Origin of the sequence: Chryseobacterium sp. Y16C, from assembly GCF_022488405.1 — a bacterium.
GTDB classification, from domain to species: Bacteria; Bacteroidota; Bacteroidia; order Flavobacteriales; family Weeksellaceae; genus Chryseobacterium; species Chryseobacterium geocarposphaerae.
In genome coordinates, this window is sequence record NZ_CP092711.1 from 3486217 (window position 1) to 3506351 (window position 20135).

15 protein-coding genes are annotated in these 20135 nt (G+C 41.5%); 7 read left to right on the forward strand and 8 right to left on the reverse strand.

Translation table 11 applies throughout. The annotated features are described in order from the left end of the window. Positions 1-30: 30 nt before the first annotated feature. Positions 31-1446, forward strand: coding sequence for a bifunctional metallophosphatase/5'-nucleotidase (locus MKS83_RS15790; RefSeq protein ID WP_223711866.1), 1416 nt, complete (start codon positions 31-33; stop codon positions 1444-1446). A 77-nt stretch (positions 1447-1523) separates the two neighbouring features. Further along, on the forward strand, positions 1524-2363 hold the full coding sequence (locus tag MKS83_RS15795; protein ID WP_223711865.1) for an RteC domain-containing protein: 840 nt from the start codon (positions 1524-1526) through the stop codon (positions 2361-2363). Positions 2364-2483: 120 nt separating this feature from the next. Here the strand turns inward: MKS83_RS15795 and MKS83_RS15800 are convergent, their stop codons facing one another. From MKS83_RS15800 to MKS83_RS15810, 3 genes are read right to left on the reverse strand one after another with little or no spacing between them, the layout of a single operon-like run. Beyond that, positions 2484-3209: a hypothetical protein gene (locus MKS83_RS15800; RefSeq protein ID WP_223711864.1), complete on the reverse strand. Its 726-nt coding sequence runs from the start codon at positions 3207-3209 to the stop codon at positions 2484-2486. Between the two features lie 10 nt (positions 3210-3219). Then, positions 3220-3636, reverse strand: coding sequence for a helix-turn-helix domain-containing protein (locus tag MKS83_RS15805; RefSeq protein ID WP_223711863.1), 417 nt, complete (start codon positions 3634-3636; stop codon positions 3220-3222). Between the two features lie 11 nt (positions 3637-3647). Then, entirely contained in the window at positions 3648-4070 is a 423-nt protein-coding gene (locus MKS83_RS15810; RefSeq protein ID WP_223711862.1) for a helix-turn-helix domain-containing protein, read from the reverse strand. Between the two features lie 311 nt (positions 4071-4381). Here MKS83_RS15810 and MKS83_RS15815 point away from each other — a divergent pair, with 311 nt between their 5' ends. The 3 genes from MKS83_RS15815 to MKS83_RS15825 are packed head-to-tail and all read left to right on the forward strand — an operon-like array spanning position 4382 to position 10287. Then, positions 4382-5710, forward strand: a complete 1329-nt coding sequence (locus tag MKS83_RS15815; protein WP_223711861.1) for a TlpA family protein disulfide reductase — start codon at positions 4382-4384, stop codon at positions 5708-5710. A gap of 15 nt (positions 5711-5725) precedes the next feature. Further along, entirely contained in the window at positions 5726-8926 is a 3201-nt protein-coding gene (locus tag MKS83_RS15820; RefSeq protein ID WP_223711860.1) for a SusC/RagA family TonB-linked outer membrane protein, read from the forward strand. Positions 8927-8937: 11 nt separating this feature from the next. Then, positions 8938-10287, forward strand: coding sequence for a RagB/SusD family nutrient uptake outer membrane protein (locus tag MKS83_RS15825; protein WP_223711859.1), 1350 nt, complete (start codon positions 8938-8940; stop codon positions 10285-10287). Between the two features lie 44 nt (positions 10288-10331). Here MKS83_RS15825 and MKS83_RS15830 read toward each other — a convergent pair whose 3' ends face one another. From MKS83_RS15830 to MKS83_RS15850, 5 genes are all read right to left on the reverse strand, one after another. Next, entirely contained in the window at positions 10332-10571 is a 240-nt protein-coding gene (locus MKS83_RS15830) for a hypothetical protein (protein ID WP_240580401.1), read from the reverse strand. 76 nt (positions 10572-10647) lie between these two features. Further along, entirely contained in the window at positions 10648-11271 is a 624-nt protein-coding gene (locus MKS83_RS15835) for a MauE/DoxX family redox-associated membrane protein (protein WP_240580402.1), read from the reverse strand. A 47-nt stretch (positions 11272-11318) separates the two neighbouring features. Continuing rightward, complete coding sequence (locus tag MKS83_RS15840) at positions 11319-12260, reverse strand: AraC family transcriptional regulator (protein ID WP_223711856.1); 942 nt, start codon at positions 12258-12260, stop codon at positions 11319-11321. Positions 12261-12465: 205 nt separating this feature from the next. Next, on the reverse strand, positions 12466-17976 hold the full coding sequence (locus tag MKS83_RS15845) for an N-6 DNA methylase (protein WP_223711855.1): 5511 nt from the start codon (positions 17974-17976) through the stop codon (positions 12466-12468). Beyond that, a complete protein-coding gene (locus MKS83_RS15850; RefSeq protein ID WP_223711854.1) occupies positions 17966-18400 on the reverse strand; it encodes a DUF1896 domain-containing protein in 435 nt (144 codons plus the stop codon). The genes MKS83_RS15845 and MKS83_RS15850 overlap by 11 nt, the downstream gene beginning before the upstream one ends. A gap of 146 nt (positions 18401-18546) precedes the next feature. Here MKS83_RS15850 and MKS83_RS15855 point away from each other — a divergent pair, with 146 nt between their 5' ends. Further along, positions 18547-19380, forward strand: coding sequence for a hypothetical protein (locus MKS83_RS15855; RefSeq protein WP_223711853.1), 834 nt, complete (start codon positions 18547-18549; stop codon positions 19378-19380). Beyond that, a complete protein-coding gene (locus MKS83_RS15860; RefSeq protein ID WP_223711852.1) occupies positions 19367-20134 on the forward strand; it encodes a methylamine utilization protein MauJ in 768 nt (255 codons plus the stop codon). The genes MKS83_RS15855 and MKS83_RS15860 overlap by 14 nt, the downstream gene beginning before the upstream one ends. The last annotated feature ends 1 nt before the right edge of the window (position 20135 follow it).

Consider the following 20135-nt stretch of genomic DNA (forward strand, 5'->3'; position numbering starts at 1 on the left):
AATAAGTACAAACTTTTAAATTTTCATAATATGGAATTATCAATCGGATTTATAAATGACGTACACGGTTACCTCGAACCCCATCCCGAATTATTTTACGGTAAGGATGGAGAATATATAAAAGCGGCTGGAGGATATGCTAAGATTGCTTCTATTTTCGAGCAAATAAAAAACGAGAGTGAAAACACCCTGTTTTTTGACGGTGGCGATACCTTTCACGGCACACTGCCCGTAGTATCTTCTAAGGGTGAGATTTTACTTCCCATTTTAAACAAATTGGGTTTAAGCGCAATGGTCGGGCATTGGGACTTTGCCTATACGCCCCAACACCTGTTGGCTTTGGATAAGCATTTGAATTACCCTGTATTAGCCATCAACGTGTTTAAAGAAAACGGTACGCTTTTTCTTGAACCTTACACCATGATAGAAGTTGGCGGGCAGAAAGTAGCTGTAATTGGCATCTGCGCCAATATCATTGATAAAACAATGGGTAAACCATTCACCGAGGGTATTTACGTGACCGATGGTTTAAAGGAAATAGACCGCTATGTAAGGGAAGTCAAAGACCTGGGCGCATCGCTTGTTATCCTGCTTTCGCACAATGGGTATCCGCAGGATTTAGAATTGCTGAAGCAGACCAACGGCATAGACGTTTGCCTTAGCGCACACACGCACAATAGAATTTATGAACCCGTAAAAGTAAATGACACCATCGTCATCCAGTGCGGTTGCCACGGGTCCTTTGTCGGTCATCTGAAACTGACCATCGAGGGCGGAAAAATTGCTCACCAATATAAACTTATAGAAGTTACCGAAGATATTGACAGCAATCCGGAAATGGAGCAGTTGGTAAATGGGGCTATGGCTTCGTACCGAACTCTGCAAAAGCAGATTGTAGGCACAACTGATAAAATATTACACAGGTATTCTACCTTTTCATCTTCGATGGACGACCTCTTACTGGCTGCTATCAGCAAAGCTGCTGGGGTTGAGATAGCCTTTTCAAATGGCTGGCGTTATGGCAGCCCGATTGATAAAGGCAACATTTCCATCATGGATTTATACAATATGGTTCCGATGAACCCTGTCATTTCTATGGCAGATATGACCGGACAGGAAATTATCGACATGCTTGAAGAAAACTTTGAGCGCACCTTTTCTGCTAACCCGATGCAGCAAATGGGCGGCTATTGCAAGAGACATATCGGGTTAGAGGTCAAATATCATATTGAAAATCCTTGTGGTCACCGAATAGAGGAAATCTACCATAAAGGCGTCCGATTGGATAAAAAGAAAATGTACAAGACAGCTTACATCACCCAACAAGGTGTTCCCGACAAGTACGGCAGCAATAAAAGTGATTTGGAAACTACTACGGTACAGGCTCTGATTAATTATTTGAGCGATACCAACAACGGTGCAAAAGCCTTTTCTAAAGAAGAATAGCATTTGTCCAGGTGAGCATATAGTAATAGTGAAATGGGACTTTACTCATATTGGTTTTTAACGTTAATCTAAATGCTATGGAAAAATATTATAACGAAGCGTTGCTTAAACTGGAGACAGCAATCATCGAATTGGAAAATAAGACCGATTGTTCAGTAGAACTTATGGAGGCTATAATACACCTCATCATTAGTTCCTTATCAGAACTTAGGGAACAGGTCTTACAAAAGGGGTTTAGAACCCAAAGTGACGAAATACGTTTTTTCAAATTTCAGAAGCCAGTTATCGTTGCAAAACTGATTTACTACAATGCCATCTACAAAATCGAAACTAAAAAGCCTTACGGAGCAAAGCCAATCAGGAAGCACCTTAATAAAGAGCTGAAAAAGCTAAAAAGGTTTTTTGATGAAAATCTTGATTTTTACAAGTACTACCGTAGCAACAATACCTATCTTGACGACAAGCTGTTCTTACGGGGAAAGCACGATATTAAGCTGTGGTTAGATACGTACTATCTCCAATCAGACCAAACATTTTCTACCTCCCACGATTACAAGGTAGCCAAGATAATGGCAAACGATTTGGTACAGTGCTATATCGAAGACCAGCTTCATTCTGTAAATAAACTGCTATTGATAAAACAGCCTTTTGCTGACGGGCTTAATTGGACAGGCAGCAAAGCTGCGCTTATTGAACTTATTTATTCGCTGCATTCTCATGGTGATTTTGACAATGGCAATACCGATATTCGGCTGATAGCCGAATATTTCGAGACTGTTTTTAATGTGGATTTGGGCAACTTTTACCATACCTATCTCGAAATAAGAAACCGGAAGATTAACCGCACCAAGTTTCTTGACGCCCTCCGGGATGCCCTTATGAAAAAGATGGACGAACAAGATGATAAACAGCCTTAAAAGTAAAAAGCGGACTTTGCAGATCCGCTTTTACTTTTTAACAACCATCGCCCTATTTAGCCTACCCAATAATTAAAATTCATCGTCACCCGGCTCTTTAAGTAGCCTATAAAATTGGCGTTAATTCAATTCCATTTTATCAATCCGTTTCATATCATCAATCCCAAAAAAGGTATCTTCTTCGGGGTCGCTCCCAAAAACACTTCCATATACTAAACCCTCATCCAACATCTTTTGTATCTCCGGTGTGATTTTGATAGTAGGCGCACCCAAGTTCTCCAGTCCGTAACGGGCAAAGGCTTTTGCACGGGCAAGGTCGGTATTTTCGTAGTACATTGCCAGCATCCATGCGGTACGGCTCGGCATACCAGCCGGGTGCATCCCGTACAGCTTTTCGTGCATCATATTTTTGTCGCTAAGGTCTGATGGCTCTATCGCATCAAACAGGTCAGGGTCATTTGCGTAGATATTTATAATTGGTACAACTTCTCTTTCTAAGAATGCAAATATATCAAGGGCTACTTTTTTATTCGCCGCACTACCTTTTGCTACATTCCAAAACGGTTGTTTAAGGGATGGTATAAGCATTATTGTCAATTCGCAATCCTGTGGAGCAATTTTTTTAAAGTTGTGTGTCTTAAACGTCCCCATTTTGGTAATCGCTTTGGGCTGTATGCCAAAGAATGGGCTTATTTGGTTGTGCTTATTTACTTCAACGGTAATTACAAATACAAAGTTTTCGCTTTCCATAGCGTACCGGGTACTCGCTTCAGCCTTAAAGTCTATTCGATTATCCGGCTCGCCGAATGGCGTATTTTGTAAACCGTTGAATTGCTCGTTTGCCATTTTACTTTAGTTATTTATTGCCTTGTGCATTTTGAAAATGCTGTCGCTCCATTTTCAATAATTCCTCAAACAACTTTGTTGCCTGCTCTATTGAAAATTGATGATTGTGTTCAATTGTTACAGTACCAACCATAGCACCATTTGTCGGTTCAACTTTCTCATAAAAATTGTTAGTGTGGTAAAGCACCTGTCCAACGTCAAATTTCTTTAAACCCTCAATGCTCACACCAAGTGCAATAGCCACTTTTTCCAATCGCTCATCGTCTACATTTTCGGTTTGTTCCAGTTTAGAAACTGCCTGTTTGGTTACGCCCATGCGGTCTGCCAAATCCTTTTGCGTAATACCAACCAATCGCCTTGCACTGCCGATTTTTATACCCATGTGCTTATTACCCTCCATATACACGGTATCTTTCTCTTTTTCCATATTTTATTTTGTTACTGTTGATTTTTGTGGCTCAAAAATAATTCTAATTTCTCACGCTCACTTTGCAATAAGCGTTCGTATAATTCAACCACTTTATCTAATGGGTTGATGCTTTGATGAGCAGTACCACTACCATTATTATTGCCGTTAATTGTTGTGTCTTTATAGCTATTGATATTGTAGATTGCTCTTTCAACATCAAACTTTTTAATCAGGTCAGGCGTAACGCCCAAGACAATGGCTATCCTGTTTAAAACCTCCGGTTCAATAACAGCTTGCCGCTCAATTTCTGATACCTGCGGTTGAGATAACCCCAATTCGCTGGCAAGAACCTCCTGTTTGATACCCAAATAAATGCGTATGCGCTGCGCATTTCTACCCTGATGGTTCTCTTCCAATGTTTCGAGAACCTCTACATTTTCTTTCTCTTCCATATTTCTACTGCATTTGATAGCGTAAATGTAATAAAAGACAACCAAAAATACATAAAAGACAACTAAAAATTCTTTTGTAGGCCGTGCTATCTAACGATATTGAGCGGAAAATCCATTACCTCATTATGAGAAGATTTACAAACAATGATAATAAATATTTTCTCCAATCTTTAATAAAATTGGCAGAATGTATCGTGTTGTTCTTCTCAAAAAAGTTTAGCCTACGTGTCATTATAAAAAAGCCCGTGTAGCAATTCAGCAATCATACACGAAGCATTTTACTTTTTCCATAACCTTAACGTAAATGACCAATGGCGAATAAACCAATTCGTAACAGGATAATATCTTTTATAGCCTGCCAATGCCCGATACTGGTAACGGGCGGCAGGTGTTTTATAATTCTTTTTTGTTTCATAGGTTTAGTAGCCGGGCAACGGGTGTTGGCACAGACACCTGCCCCGGCATCTTTATCCCAACAATCAAAAGCACTTGCCATAGGCGACCAAATTCCCGATGCGCTTTGGAATGCCCCTTTGCAGGTAGTAAACCACCCGCAGGGCAAGCAGACCGTTACCCTTGCCGATTACAAAGGCAAGCTGATAATACTGGATTTTTGGAGTACGTGGTGCGGAACCTGTGTCGCAGCTTTGCCAAGACTGCACCAATTAGAAAAGGAGATAAAAAAAGATGCAGTCATATTGCCAATTACCGACCAAAAAACAAAAGACATCTTAGGCTTTTTGAAAAGGAACAGCATATTATCATCACTCAACCTTTTTTCCGTTGTTGAAGACACGGTTTATAAATCCATCTTTCCTTATACCATGCTGCCGCATGAGGTATGGATTGACCAATCAGGAAAGGTATATGCCTTTACGTATTCGTCCGATGTTACAAAGGAAAATATAACATTGGCTTTGGCTGGACAGCAAAGCACTATAAAACAAAAGCAAGATAACCTAACATACGACAGAACTCAACCGCTATTGCTAAATAACAACGGTGCTAATGAGAGTTTTTTTCTTAATCGCAGCATCATTACAACAAGTATAGACGGCATATCTTCAAATGTTACCAAGCCAAGAGTTAATGAAGCAGATAGCACCTTTCGGACAATCGCTACGAATGCCACAATTCAAACTATCTATTCACTTGCTTTTAAAGCCTTAGACACTTTGCCCAACAACAGGGTGAAATTAGAAACACAAGAAGCCCCATACATAGCAGAGAAAAGATTTTTGCATGATTTGTATTGCTACGAATGGATTGCACCATTATCCGCATTAAAATACGCATCGCAAAAAATACAGGCAGACCTTAATTTTTATTTCGGTATAAACGGGCGCATGGAAAAGCGTAATACAAAATGCCATGCCATTAAGATTATTGGGAAAACAACACTTGTTTCCGACAAGCCCGAAAACGGATTGCAATACCTTTCTGCATGGGTAAACAAAACCAATAGAGACATACATCAACCGCCATTTATAAATGATTTTGCGGGACAGAAAATAGCAATCCCGAACATTCCCCCAAATACCAACGACATTAAATCCATCAACGAAAAACTAAAACCATTTGGTGTAGCCGTAGTGGAAGACGAAAGATTGCTGGACTTATTTGTCATTTCTGAACTATAAACCATAATAACATCCATGAACAGAACAATTACTATTATACTATTACTGTTTTCAGCGTTAACCACTTTAGCGCAAAACTCAACGAATGTTCAGGGCAAGGTCATTCACAATGATAATGGGCTGCCAATAGCAGGCGCAACGATTAGATTATCCAATAACGGGCAGGAAAAGGTCGTGTACAGCGATGATGAGGGAAATTTTCAGGCGTTAAATGTCAGCTTTCCATTAATCGTTGGTATTAGCTATGTTGGATTAAAAGATACAACTTTTACACTCAATACGGCGCCACGACAACCGTTAACAATTTACCTGCATTCAGCAAGTAATACGTTAAGCGAAGTAGTGGTTTCTACGGGTATTCAGAAAATACCCAAAGAAAGAGCCACAGGGTCATTTGACCATATAGACAACCAACTTTTTAACCGTCAAATTTCTACCGATGTATTGAGCAGATTAGATGGTATAGCCAGTTCGGTCATGTTTGATAACAGGGCACTCGGAGGTACACGAGAAATAAGCATTCGTGGGTTAAGCACAATCTTTTCTGACAGGCAACCACTAATCATATTAAACAACTTTCCTTATGAGGGAGATATTAATAACATCAATCCAAACGATATAGAAGATATTACCATTCTAAAAGATGCTACGGCAGCATCTATATGGGGCGTAAGAGCAGGAAATGGTGTAATTGTAATTACCACCAAGAAAGCCAAACGTAACCAGCCGACTACCATATCTTTTAACAGCAATATGACCTTAGTCCAAAAGCCGGATATGATGCAACTGCCTTATATGTCTTCTGCGGATTATATTGGGGTAGAAAAAATGCTATTTGGGAATAACTTTTACGATGCCAATGAGCAGTTAGGTTACGTTCCTTTATCCCCCGCAGTGGAGTTGATGTACCAGCATAAGAACGGACTTATTAGTGATGCTGATTTGCAACAAGGTCTAAACCAATTGGAACAATATGATATTCGCCGTGAGTTGAATAAATACGTTTATCGGAAAGGAATAAACCAACAGTATTCGTTAAATGTTAGCGGACAGAATGATAGAACAAGCTATTACCTATCGGGTGGCTACGATGATAACATTAGTACCACAGATGGAAAATATAAACGGTATAGTCTCCGCTCCGATAATAACATCAAACTTTCCCAAAAATTAAGTTTGGATGCTGCGCTATTATTTACCCACACTTTAAATGAAGCCGGAAGAACTACAAATTTTTCATCCATATATCCTTATGCCCGCTTTGCGGACGACAACGGAAATGCGTTACCGATAGATAGATACTTTCGCTCCCAATATTTACAGGAAACAGAGCAAAAGGGCTTGTTAGATTGGACGTACCGCCCATTGGACGAGATAAACCTTGTCAATAATAAGCAAACAACAAACAGCATCCTTATAAATACAGGGCTTAATTACAACATTGGCAAGGGACTGAATGCAGAACTAAAATATCAGTATGAAAATGCGCAGGGAACGGGTAAGGACTTACATAGCATGGCTTCTTATTATACCCGTAACATGATAAACACCTATACGCAAATAGGTACTAATGAGGAATTGTACCGCCCTGTACCATTGGGAGATATTTTAGACGAAACAGCAAGTAGCCTTACGTCGCAATCCCTGCGCTTGCAGTTAAATTATTCCAAAACTTGGAATAAACATCAACTAACAGGACTTGCAGGAGCAGAAGCACGACAAGCTACTACCACTTCAACACTATCACAGCAATTTGGTTACAATGCGGATATTTTAACAGTAGCGGGCGTAAATTATGATGTAGAATATCCTTTATACAGTCCCAACGGAGGAATTTCTAAAATACCGTACATCAATTCCCCTTCCGAATTAAACGATAGGTTTGTGTCTCTTTATACCAATTGGGCTTATACTTTTGACAACCGATATAATTTAAACGTTAGCGCAAGGCAAGATGGTTCTAATTTGTTCGGCGTAAGGAGCAATCAAAAATTTACCCCGCTTTGGTCTGTTGGCGGTAGTTGGTTTCTTACCAACGAGCGGTTTTTAAATATTAGCTGGCTTGACCTGTTAAAGCTACGGGCAACCTATGGCTTTAGTGGCAACCTGAATAGGAACGTTTCTGCGCTTCCAATAATGCGATACAATAGCAGCGTTAATAACCCAATCATTAATATCCCTTTTGGGGATTTACGCAATCCACCAAATGAAAATCTTAGGTGGGAGAAAAACGGGCAATTTAACGTAGGGCTTGACTTTGCTCTAAAAGGACAAAGGTTGAGCGGAACGTTGGAATATTATCGTAAGAAAAACACTGACCTTATCGGGTATATGCCCATTGACCAAACAACCGGAGCGATAAATCCAGTCACAAGCACGTTCAATTATCTTGGAAATTCAGCATCTATGACGGGTAAGGGTTTAGATATACAATTGCATAGTATTAATATCCAAAAAGCCCTCCAATGGCGAACTGATTTTCTATACAGTTTCGTAAAGACCAAAGTGACTGAATACTTATCACAAACTAATGACCTTAACAACTATCTTAACGGAGGTCAAATAATTTCGCCCATTATTGGAAAACCTGTGTACTCCATTTTTGCGCTTCAATGGGCTGGTCTTGACCCCGAAACGGGTGACCCTATGGGATATTTGCATGGCAATGTAAGCAAAGATTACGCTGCCATACGCAATGAAACCACACCCGAAGAACTAATTTATTACGGTTCGGCTACACCTACTCATTTTGGTTCCCTAAGAAATACGTTTTCATGGAAAGGGTTAAGCCTGTCATTCAATATCAGCTATAAGTTGGGTTTCTTCTTTAAAAGAAATAGTGTGTTTTATACTGCACTTTATAATGGTACAGGCTTCAATTCGGATTACAATTTAAGATGGCAAAAGCCGGGCGATGAAAAAACAACCCAAGTGCCATCAATGGTATATCCGCTCAATACCAATCGAGACGGCTTTTTCTATCCACAGTCCGAAGTACTGATTTCAAAGGGGGATAACATACGTTTACAGGACATCAATCTTAGTTATCAAATAAAGTCATTAGAAAACAAGTGGCATCTAAAAAGACTGGAGGTTATAATGTATGCCACTAATTTGGGCGTACTGTGGAAAGCGGACAAACATAATGTTGACCCGGAATTTGGGAATTTGTCACCATTAAAAACATTTTCATTTGGTCTAAGAGCGGGCTTATAAAATTTAAAACCATGACACGATATATATTTATACTATTGTTTTTCATAATTACATTAACAGGCTGTGAAAAATACTTAGACGTAAAGCCCGATAAAGCACTTGTTGTGCCAGCCACGGTTGCTGATTTACGTGCTTTACTGAACAATACAGAACGGATGAATAGCTGGTATCCATCACTTCAGGATGCGGCTACAGATAATCAATTTGTACAAACGATCAATTGGAACACTTTTGTATCGCTAACTGCAAAGAACATTTACATTTTTAATGATGATGTTTTTAATGATAGCGAGGTCAACGAATGGTCAATGATGTATTCCACTATCTACTATTGCAATCTAATATTGGAGCAATTGGAAAAAATTGCGCCTGTACCAGCAGAAAAAAGTCAGATTGAGGGCGAGACTTTGTTTTTCCGTTCTTTTGCTTTTTATAATGTGGCGCAGCTATGGGCAAAGCCTTATGATAAGAACACTTCCCATACAGATTTGGGTATTCCGCTCCGTTTAAAACCGGATATTAATGAGAAATCTAAACGTTCAACCGTTGAGGAAACTTATTCAAAAATTATTGCAGACTTAAACCGGGCAGCTTCCGTTTTGTCCGTAAAAGGCGACTATAAAACAACACCTACAAAACAGGCTGCTTATGCGCTATTGGCACGTATCTATTTGTCAATGGAAGATTATGAGAAAGCGTTGTCCTATGCAGATAGCTGTTTAAGCTACTCAAATTCATTGCTCGATTACAACACCTTAACAATGGGGTCTGCTACTTCATTCCCGATACCCCGATTTAATGTAGAGGTTATTTTTCATGCAAATGACCAAGGGCGGCAGGTTATGAACATAACCAACGGAAGAATTGATAACGAGTTGTACAATTCTTATGCAGCAAATGACCTTAGAAAGACAGCATTTTTTAGAAGTAGAGCAGGCTACTATTCTTTCAGAGGAAATTATGACGGCAATTCGGGTATGTGGTTTGCCGGAATTTCTACCAACGAAATCTATCTGATAAAAGCTGAATGTGAAGCAAGAGCAGGGCATATAGCCACTGCTTTGCAGACGATAAACGAACTATTAAAAAACCGTTATAACAGTACGTTCGTCCCTTTTAGTTCAGATAATGATGAAGCTGTATTAAGGTTTGTATTAGATGAGCGCAGAAAGGAATTGATATGGCGGGGGCTACGATGGTCTGATTTAAGAAGATTAAACAAAGACAGCCGTTTCGCAAAAACGATAACAAGGGATATAGATGGAAAGATATATACTTTGGAGCCAAATAGCCCAAAATATGTTTTGCCTATACCAAATAGTGTAATATTAAACAATGGTATGCAACAAAATGAACGCTAAAGAGTTAAGCCCTTTAGCGTTCTGAAATCATTGCTTTTTACTTTTTACTGCTGCTTTCTCAACTTAGTATCTACAATAGTACTTAAATTGGGGTGGTCAGTATCTCCTGTTTGTGGTTGAGCCTGAACAGCGCACCTTTCTTCATCGCCAGTGGGACATGGTGGCTGCGAGTTGCCATTTCCATTGGCAAGCACGTAGTTGTCGGGATTGTTGATGTTTCCGTCTCCGGTTTCATCGGTGTACTCAAACCATTTCTCACCTGCTAAGGTGGAGTTATCTGCCATTTTAAATGACATAGTTACTGCGGCAATTGCTAACGCTACGATAGCAAAAAGGTTCATTTTTAATCTTTTCATTGCTTCAAAATTTTGATGTTAAAGAATACTTTTTTATATGTCTTTTGGCAGACGCGCCCTCGATAGCTTCGCCTCCGGCGTTGCTACTTCGTAATTTGTACCATAAGTAAAGCCCCCAAATGCTTAAAGACAGAAAAAGGAGGTTAAAGAAAAAATGCTGTGTCCAGTTCATGCCGCTAATCACCGAGCCACATCCGCAGGGCAATTCTTCCCATGCACCCAACAGAGCCGCAGCGATGTAGCCTGTAAAGGCAGTCATTAATAAAGTGGATAGTATTAAACCCGCTTTGCGGAATTTTTCAGTAACCAATGCAATAGCAATTAATATTTCCAAACCCGGAAGCGTGTAAATAAGAATGTACCCTAAATCGTCAGAAAAAGGCTGATTAAGTATATTGTTTTTAAAAGCTGCAAAGTCTGATACTTTATCTATACTTACAGGTATCCATAGAAGCAGCAAGAGAACAATAACGATGTGAAGCGTTATCCGGTTTCTCTTTTGTTTGGTCTGATGTGTAGCTGTCGTTTCCATTGCCTTTTCCGTTACGAGGGTTTTATCCCATCCTTTGATACAAAGTTCATCAAAGCGGAAAGCGTGGGAAAGACAAAATCGGTAAAAATCGAGCAAATTTGTGTAAGAAATTTTCCGATTTTATCAATTTATGGGAAATTCTCTTACTTCCGTTTAAGGTATCGCTCCAAAGCCGTACGGAATGGTCTTTCATTAGTGTAGCCAACTGCCATATATACGTCTTTTATGCCCGTTCCCTGTTCCATTAATAACAGGGCATGGGTCATGCGGAGGTCGGTAATAAAATCCTGTACGCTCATACGATACTGACGTTTAAAGATGTTGAGCAAGGTACGTTCCGTAACAAAAAAGTATTCTGAAAGGGATTTTACAGTTAGGGCATTATCGGTATAATGTTCCTGAATATGGGTTTTGATTTTATAGGCAAGGTCAGATTTTTGTTGTTCCAATACGCTATCGTAATATTCCAGCAGATAACTGATGTACTTGCGGAGGTTGCCATCCAAAGCACCGATATTATTTTGCGAGTAGCTGTATATCTTATACAGCCATCGGTGTATTTTTCTATCCATCCGGCATTGATACATGGTATCATAAGGACGGGTATCATTTTTAAAGCGGTGCAGGATATATTGCAGGTTAGGGTAATTGTGGTACATGCTTTCTATCCATTCGGGCAGGATGCTTACCACAAGGCAAATATGCACCCCTTTCTCGGCATAGGCAAAATACCTGCCCGTATCGTAATAAGACATCAAGAAAGTGTTAGCCTGCGTCCTTATAATCGGCTTGTGTTCTTCCGTCATATACAGTAGGCTCCCTTTGAGCATAAAGTACAGGTATAATTGCCGCTCGCTAATATCAAAGGGAATATAAGCGGGTTCGGTTACGTTAAGCTGAACCAAATCTATAAAGAAAGGAACGTTTTTAAGTTGCTGGCTTAACAACTCAAATTGTGGCAAAGTAAAGACTTGTCTTTCACTGGCAAAGGGCAACGGAAATTTACTCCACTCCGGTAGATTGTTGAGGCTTAGTTTCTGCTTTCTAAACCCGGTTACTAATTTTAGGATATAAGGTATTTCCATAGGTGGCTTTTATTTTCATATCGGACACCCTTTAAATCCCTTGCTCCTTATGTCAAAACGACCATTTTTATATAATAATCTCTATTTCCGAAAGGATGGGATTTAATTTGGTAATACAAATCTTACCCATATAAATGAATAAAAAACCCAAGTTGGGGGAAACTTGGGTAAAATTTATTTAATCATTGGTGAGTTAAAAGTATAATTATAGTACTCCACGGGGTAAGTGGATGCCCTTAACACGTACTATCGCTTCCGAATTGTTCTGCGCCTGCTTTTCGACCTGCTCCGGCTGCTCCGCTTCGGTATCGGTTTCCGGCTTTATGGATAATTGTATTTTCCTTTCAACCGCCGCCAGTTCCGTTTTAAGGTCGCTCAAAGTCTGCTCTTTCTTCCATGTGCCGTTCACTACTTCCTGAAGAATGGGGAGGTCTTTTTGCAGCCCGTCAATTTTCTTCTGTTCCTGCTCTAAGATACCCGGTATCTTTTGGAGCGCATTCAGAAAATTGAGCGATGCCGTTTTTGCTTCGCCCGCCATCTTACCGTTATTGAACGTGTACTTGATATTACCCTCGCCCTGAACAAAGAAACGGTTATCCCTTTCCAGCGTAGTGCTGTCCTTTTCCGAAAGTTCGGTTTTGACCAGTAGCGTAAAGCCGTACAGCGTACCGATTTCCTCATACTGCCCTGCGGTACGGGCTTTTTCGGAAAGCTGGTTAAGTTTCGCCCCAATCTGTTTTACATCGGCATTGGGTGGCAACCCGGTAAGCTGCACTGGATTGAGTATTTCCCCGTCTTTGTTTTTCTGTATGCGCTGTTGCAGGTTTTGCCAATCGAGGCTCATACGGTCAAACCGTGCCTGCGTACTTTCCAGTGAGACAATGGTATCTTCCAGCTTGTATTTGGAAGATGATTTGGAACGGTTGTGCGCCTGCCGTTCGCTTTCCAGTCCGGCAATCTGCTTTTCGAGCTTTGCTTTTTCCAAAAGGTCTGTATTGCCCGATAGTATCGCCACATATTCCGAAAAGTTCATGCCTGTTTTTTCGTCCATGCCGCCCTCGTCAATGGTGCGTTTGCCGAGGCTGTTGCTCTTTAATTGTTCGATAAATACCTGCTTATTGTACAGGGTATTGAATTTGTAGCTATCCAGCGATTTTTCTACGGCGTAGATGAAAATATCTACTTTGTTATCGGCAAAGAATTTGGCAATCTCATTGCCTTTCCGGATAGCCCTGCCGTCCCGTTGGGCAAGGTCGCTTGGTCGCCACGGTATATCCAAATGGTGAACGGCAACCGCCCGCTTTTGCGCATTTACACCCGTACCGAGCATTTCGGTAGAGCCGAACAGCACCCGTATTTTTCCCTCGTTTACATCCCTGATAAGTTCCTTGCGCTGCTTCTCATTTTTAGCCTCCTGAATAAACCGTATTTCGTGCGCAGGGATGCCGTGGTCTTCCACCAGCTTGCGCTTGATTTCAGAGTATATGTTCCATTCTCCGGGCTTGTAAGTACCGAGGTCGGAGAAAACGAACTGCGTTCCTTTCTGCGCATCATATTTGTTGTAGTATTTGGCAATATTAGCCGCACAGTGCGAGGCTTTATTGTCCGGGTGGTCTTCGTAAGCCCGGCTAATCATCCGCATATCCAGCGACATCTTTCGGGCGTAGTCTGTCGCAATCAGCATCTTTGCTTTTTCTTCACTTTCGCTTAGTGGAGGTCTGCCCAAAAGTTCCGCATTTCCCGTTTTGGCAAACTCCATCAACTTTTGAATAAAAACCTCCTGCTCCGGCGTGGGCGGGATATGATACAGTATTTCGTTTTTTTCGGGGCGGTCTATACCTATATCCTTTGCCGTCCGGTAGTCCGTAATTTCCGAATAGAACTGCGCCAGTTCCGGCACTTTGATAAAGAAGCGGAAACGCTCTTTTGAAACGATATTGTTCGCTACCGAAAATTCATAATCGGTAGTCTTACGGGCGTATATGGCTGCCCACGCATCAAAACAGTTGATGCCCTGTTTTTCCATTGCTTTAGGGCGCAGGTATTTAAAGAGCAAATACAGTTCTGTAAGTGAGTTGCTAATGGTCGTACCCGAAAGGAACGTTGCGCCCAGGTCTTTGCCTGTGCGCTCCTGAATGGTGCGCAGGGCAAACAGCAGGTTTAACGCCTTTTGGCTACCTGCCATATTGCCCAAACCCGCTACACGCTCATGCCTTGTGTTGAACATGAGGTTTTTAAAACGGTGGCTTTCGTCCACAAAAATATGGTCAATGCCCATCATTTTGAAGTCCACAACATCGTCCTTACGGTTTTCGATGTCATGCTCCAGTGTTTTTAGCTTAACCTCTAAATTCTGTTTACGGACAATGACCCCTTTGAGCATCCCCCTTGAAACTTCTTTGCCCTGCGCTTTCAAAGCGGCAAGGTTATCTTCCACGCTTTCCAGTTCCGCTTCTAAAATCTGCTTTTGCATTTCGGGAGATTGTGGTATCATCCCGAATTGGTCATGTGTTAAGATGATGCAATCCCAATCGTTGTTTTTAATATCCCCGAAAATGCGCAGGCGTTTCTTCGGGGTAAAATCTTCCTTGCCGGGATATAATATTTTGGCATGGGGATAGGCTTTGCGGTAGGTTTCCGCTATCTCATGCACATTGGCTTTTAACCCGATGATTATCGGTTTATGTGCCAGCCCCAAACGCTTCATTTCTTGCGCTGCCGTACACATGATGAGCGTTTTACCTGCACCGACTTCGTGGTCGCAGATAGCACCGCCGTTCATCTTAATCATCCAAACGGCATCCTTTTGGCTTGGGTACAGGTCTTCAATGCCCAAAGCCTTGCGGTCAAGCCCCGGAAAGTCCTGATGGCTGCCGTCATACTGCGGACGGACAAAACAGTTAAAAGTATCGTTGTATTTGTCGGTTAACCTTTGCTTAAACTCATCGTTCTGCGCAAAGAGCCAATCCGTAAATTCCCTGCGTATCTCGTCAATTTTGCTATTAGCCATTTGTATGGCTTCCATGTCCCGCACCTTTACTTCCCTGTCATCTATGATTACTTTTTTGGTGATGTCAGGCGTGGTATTGACAAGGGCATGTTTCAGCAGGGTAACGCCGTCAAACGTTCGGCTTTCCGATTTGATAGCATACTTTTCGGTGATATGGATATTCTTACGGTCGCAATGGATGGAAAAGTCATCGGAACTTTCAGAGTAATGGATGCGTATATCCGTATCAAACAGGTGCGAAGCAAAGCGGTTATAAATGCCCGTAGGTATCCAGCGTTCGCCGAGGTTAAAATCAAGTTCGTCAAACTCTATCCTGCGGGGTTTGGCTTCTTCGAGGGCTTTGAGGCTTGCGGCAGCTTCCTTGTCTTCCGGTTGCCCGGAAATGTACGCCCGCACATCTTCGGCTTTCTCAATTACGTTGCCCGAAACCCATTTTTCGGCTATCTCGTATTCCTTTTGTACAGGATTGTAAAAGATGCGGCCATGCAGCGCATCTTTTAAATCTTCGGCAGACATCCCGCTTATTTCTGACATATAGCCCAAATCCACCGTGCCGTACTTGTTGAGCGATGCCGCTAACGCTTCGTCCGGGTTATCCGTTGCAAGTGTGGTCGTTGAAAAACTTACAGGCTTGTGGAATATATCTGCCTTATGTACCACACCGCCCACAACACGCTCTAAATAGGGTACTTCTTTGCCAGCGGTGTCGGTCTTAATCAATTTGATATTGTCGGCACTGTTCAGGTTGCCGTATTTCTTTAGAAAATCATCATAGAGGCGGTTCAGCGTTTCCCGTTCCTGCTTGTATTCGGTATGGTGCTGCGCTTCCTCATTGTATAACTGCTGATAGGCATCCCGCAATCCTATATACGCTTCGGTTCTTGCTTTCTGATTGGCTGGCAGGGATAGCGGGTGAAAAACCGCTTTACCATCAGATATATCCACATCCCTCAAATGCCCTACAAAACCATTATCCATCACAAGGCAATCATCCCGGTGGAATGATTGCAGTTCGCCGGAGTACGGGGCAGGTTCAGGGATTACGTTATCATTTGCCGGAGCAGGTTCTTTTTTCGGTCTTTCCTCTATTTCCCCTTTACTGTTGATACCGATAGGCGAAAACAAATCGCCAATCCCGGTTGCTTGTCCGGTTGTTCGTGGCGTTGTCGGAGGCTTTGGCGTTTCCTCCTTTGGCGTGCGCAGGGGTATATAATCAAATAGCCCCGGCTGATGCGGACCGTTGCCCGTTTTTTTCTTGGTAACGGTCGTTCTTCTCTTAGCCCTTTTCGGTCGGGAAATAACGGTAGCCTGTGGCGCACCTCCAAAAAGGTCGAATAAATTCAATTGTACTTCTTCCGGCTTGGATGGCAGATCTGCTACCGCAGTCATGCCATCCTGCGCATTGTTCATTGCGGGTTGAGCCGCCACCGGAGGTGTAAAATTGAATAAAGAGGGTTGCGGCACTTCATCCCTTACGATGCCGGTAGCAGGCTGTATGGGTGTCGGTGTTTGCGGCGGGGTAATATCCGGCTGTATGTTAGGCTCATCGGGCGAAAGCCCTTTGTAAAGATTTATATTCAGATACTCTTTAAAATCTCCATCCAGTATTTTCTTTGCTTCATTTGCAATTTCTTCCACGCCGCCATTATGAACATATACAGTATAGGGTTTTCCGTACAGGTCGGTAGATTGTATAATTTCATTGAAAACGACCGTACCATTGTAATGCATATAGGCGTTTACATGGTCATTGTGTTTTGTTAACAGCGTATCGCAAAAGTCTTTTTCCCTTTCGGAAAGACCTTGCTTGTCCGTATTCTTTTGCAGTACGATAAGGTCGCTTCCTACTTCCGTTCCGGCGTAATCCATAAACAGATTGTTCGGTAGTCGTACCACCGAAACAAGGTTATGCTCTTTCATCAATGCCTCCCGTATAGGCTTATTGCTTGGGCTATCCAAAACGCCCTGTGAGGTGATGAAAGCGAGCATACCGCCATCCCGTAGCGTGTCCGTTCCCTTTAAGAAAAAGTAATTGTGGATGCCCCTTGCTGCCTGCGCTCTTGCCGGGTCACTGCCGCGTGAATACGAAAGGTCAAAGACCGAACTTGTACCAAACGGGATATTACTGGCGACCACATCATAGCTGTTCAGCTCCCTTTCGGGTATTTCTTCAAAACCGCTTATGCGCACATTCCTGTCGGGGTATAGCTGTTTGAGGATTTTACCTGTAAGCAGGTCTTTTTCATAAGCCGTAACCTGCGATACGCCCTTATCTGTAAAAGACCGGATAAACCCACCAACACCCGCCGATGGTTCTAAAAACTTCTGTATTTCTATACCGTTTTCTTTGAGCGCATCGGATAGGGTATTAATTATTTCGGGCGGGGTATAGAATGCCGTAAGCACCGAACTACGCATACTGTCCACGTAATGTTTGTATTGTCTTTCGTCTCCGGCATTTTCTTTCAGCACACGGTGCAGTTCCTGCGTTTCCTCAAAGTACGTCCGCTCATAATCTTTCCATTGCTTTATATCTGTTGGATTGTCTGCGGGGTTTAAGATGAATTTTAGCCCACCGAAACCACTATATAGCAAAAGCTGCTGCCGTTCGGCTTCGGTAGCTTGGCGTTTTTCCTTTTCCAACCTGAACATGACCCGTAACGCCTCGATATTCTGTTTCAGGTGTTCACGTTGATTAAATGCCATAGTCCTCGATATGAATGGCTATGGTTCCCGTAATTTCCGTATAGAGCAGGTCGTGGTCAGTAGTGTAGGCGAAGTCATCCGTAAGCACGTATTTGGCAAATACGGGTTCGCAGATGGGCAGCATCTTTAGTGCGAACGGGCGCAGTTCCTCGTCCAGCATGATGCTGCTAAACTCATTGCAGACCACTTGAAAAACGGTGTCGAATTTGGAATAGTGAAGCCCCTCAAAGAGTATATAATCTGCGATGTGGTCGCACTGGCTGGCGGGGTTTCCCGAACGAAATGCGCCCTCATAGGCGTTCGCCGCCCACTTGGAGCGTTGCTCGATAAATTTCTTGTCGTGTGCTTTTTCCGGGAAGCTGGTGTTTAGTAATTCCTGTAACCTTAGCGTAAAATAAGAGAGGTCTTTTTGCTGTGTACTCATATTGATTTTGTTTAAAATTTTCAATGAGTAGCTAAAATATTATGGTTGCAGGCTGCCATACCCAAAGCGGTAGGAGTTGGCTTTGGGTGGCAGGATTTGGCAGATTTATGAACAATCCCCAAAGAATATATTTCTAAATTTGCTAAATGAAAGAATTAGTAGAAAGAGAATTTCCGCTAACGGAAATATTGGTTAAAACAACCTATCAGATAGTTATATCTAAAGAACCCTCATTTCAAAGTAACCCTTTGGCATTTGGTGCTGGGTTCTTTATAAATTATAAAGAGAAGCTGTTTTTTTTGACCGCCGACCACAATATTCATATTGAAGACCATAGAATAAACGAGAGAACAGGAGTTGATAATTATGTAGGCATATTCAATAATATTAGCAATAGAGATAATTTCTCCACAGTTATCACGCCAGTTGGAGGATTTTACTATATGAGCAGTTTTGATATTTCAAAAGAAGACCTGAATATGCAGTTATTGGATGTTGCTATTAGCATGGTCGATAGTACGAAGTTTGTAGCTCCATTTGTTACTGACGAGGAGATACCAGACCAAGAGGGCAAACCGCTTGTTTCAAAAAATCAACCAAAATTTGAGTTTCTCGAAGAACATATGATTGAGCCAAGTGAAATAGATACCTATTATATTTTTGGCAAGATTAGACCTCACTTTAAAGGATTATTTCTCCACAGAGATACAACGTTTAAGAACGAGTTAAAATACATAAATTCCTATGGCGACTATTTATTGTTGAATACTGATAAGGAGATTTCTGATTATGAGGATTGGGCAGGATTAAGCGGTTCTCCAGTATTAAATCAGGACGGAAAATGTTTAGGAGTTTTATGTTCCGTGAATGAGGGAACAAAATCAATTTTTGTTAAGCCTTTTAGTAAAATAGTACCATTCATGGACACAATTATTTTGCAGGAAGAACATCTAAATAAGAAAAATAATGAGAATATTTGACGTAGAGCTTTTGGTATATGGTAGTGTAACGGTTAAAAGAGCAATCCAATTCAGTACCGAAAAAGAACTTGATTTGGGAAATATTTTTCGCAGCGATATTTCAATTAAACCACATAAGCAGGGTTTTATAATCTCTACTACTGTATTTACGGCAGACCAAGACCGAGCCTACAAAGTAGCTTTGCTTTTTATTGGTAAAATGCTGGACATTTTAGCAATTAGAACCAACTCTCCGCTTAATGTAAGTCTAAATCAATATAGACAACTTGAAAATGGAAATAATGTCCGGGCTGTAATAAATCGTGAAGAATTTATCTATTGCTTTAGGGTTGCCCGTGATTTAAACCTCAATGAGAATAAGTTATTAAGAGCATTTAGCTGGTATAGAAAGGGTTTATATACTGAAGACCCTTTTGATAAATTTTTAGCTTTTTGGAATGCCATTAGCGTAGTATCCGATGGTTATTGTAACGATAACGCACGAACACGACAAGGGATAATAAATAAAATATGGGATTGCTTTATAACCCTTTGGGGTGAATGCGCCGATTGGGAATATATTAATGGGAACGATAGATGGGTAAATGACAATAACGACATACGGAATAAAATTGCGCACGGTGGTGTTACAGTGGATATACAATATGTGGAAGCCGTAATTAGCCAGCTACCCATTGTGCAAAACGTGGCTTACAAGTTCTTACGACAATGGGCAGAAAGATTAGGCAATAATGTAGCTTTGGAAATCCACTAAT

Coding starts and splice junctions, on each gene's coding strand:
- MKS83_RS15815 (WP_223711861.1), top strand. CDS start 4,382: ATGGCGAATAAACCAATTCGTAACAGGATAATATCTTTTATAGCCTGC.
- MKS83_RS15845 (WP_223711855.1), bottom strand. CDS start 17,976: ATGGCATTTAATCAACGTGAACACCTGAAACAGAATATCGAGGCGTTA.
- MKS83_RS15840 (WP_223711856.1), bottom strand. CDS start 12,260: ATGGAAATACCTTATATCCTAAAATTAGTAACCGGGTTTAGAAAGCAG.
- MKS83_RS15810 (WP_223711862.1), bottom strand. CDS start 4,070: ATGGAAGAGAAAGAAAATGTAGAGGTTCTCGAAACATTGGAAGAGAAC.
- MKS83_RS15855 (WP_223711853.1), top strand. CDS start 18,547: ATGAAAGAATTAGTAGAAAGAGAATTTCCGCTAACGGAAATATTGGTT.
- MKS83_RS15860 (WP_223711852.1), top strand. CDS start 19,367: ATGAGAATATTTGACGTAGAGCTTTTGGTATATGGTAGTGTAACGGTT.
- MKS83_RS15795 (WP_223711865.1), top strand. CDS start 1,524: ATGGAAAAATATTATAACGAAGCGTTGCTTAAACTGGAGACAGCAATC.
- MKS83_RS15820 (WP_223711860.1), top strand. CDS start 5,726: ATGAACAGAACAATTACTATTATACTATTACTGTTTTCAGCGTTAACC.
- MKS83_RS15805 (WP_223711863.1), bottom strand. CDS start 3,636: ATGGAAAAAGAGAAAGATACCGTGTATATGGAGGGTAATAAGCACATG.
- MKS83_RS15825 (WP_223711859.1), top strand. CDS start 8,938: ATGACACGATATATATTTATACTATTGTTTTTCATAATTACATTAACA.
- MKS83_RS15850 (WP_223711854.1), bottom strand. CDS start 18,400: ATGAGTACACAGCAAAAAGACCTCTCTTATTTTACGCTAAGGTTACAG.
- MKS83_RS15790 (WP_223711866.1), top strand. CDS start 31: ATGGAATTATCAATCGGATTTATAAATGACGTACACGGTTACCTCGAA.
- MKS83_RS15830 (WP_240580401.1), bottom strand. CDS start 10,571: ATGGCAGATAACTCCACCTTAGCAGGTGAGAAATGGTTTGAGTACACC.
- MKS83_RS15800 (WP_223711864.1), bottom strand. CDS start 3,209: ATGGCAAACGAGCAATTCAACGGTTTACAAAATACGCCATTCGGCGAG.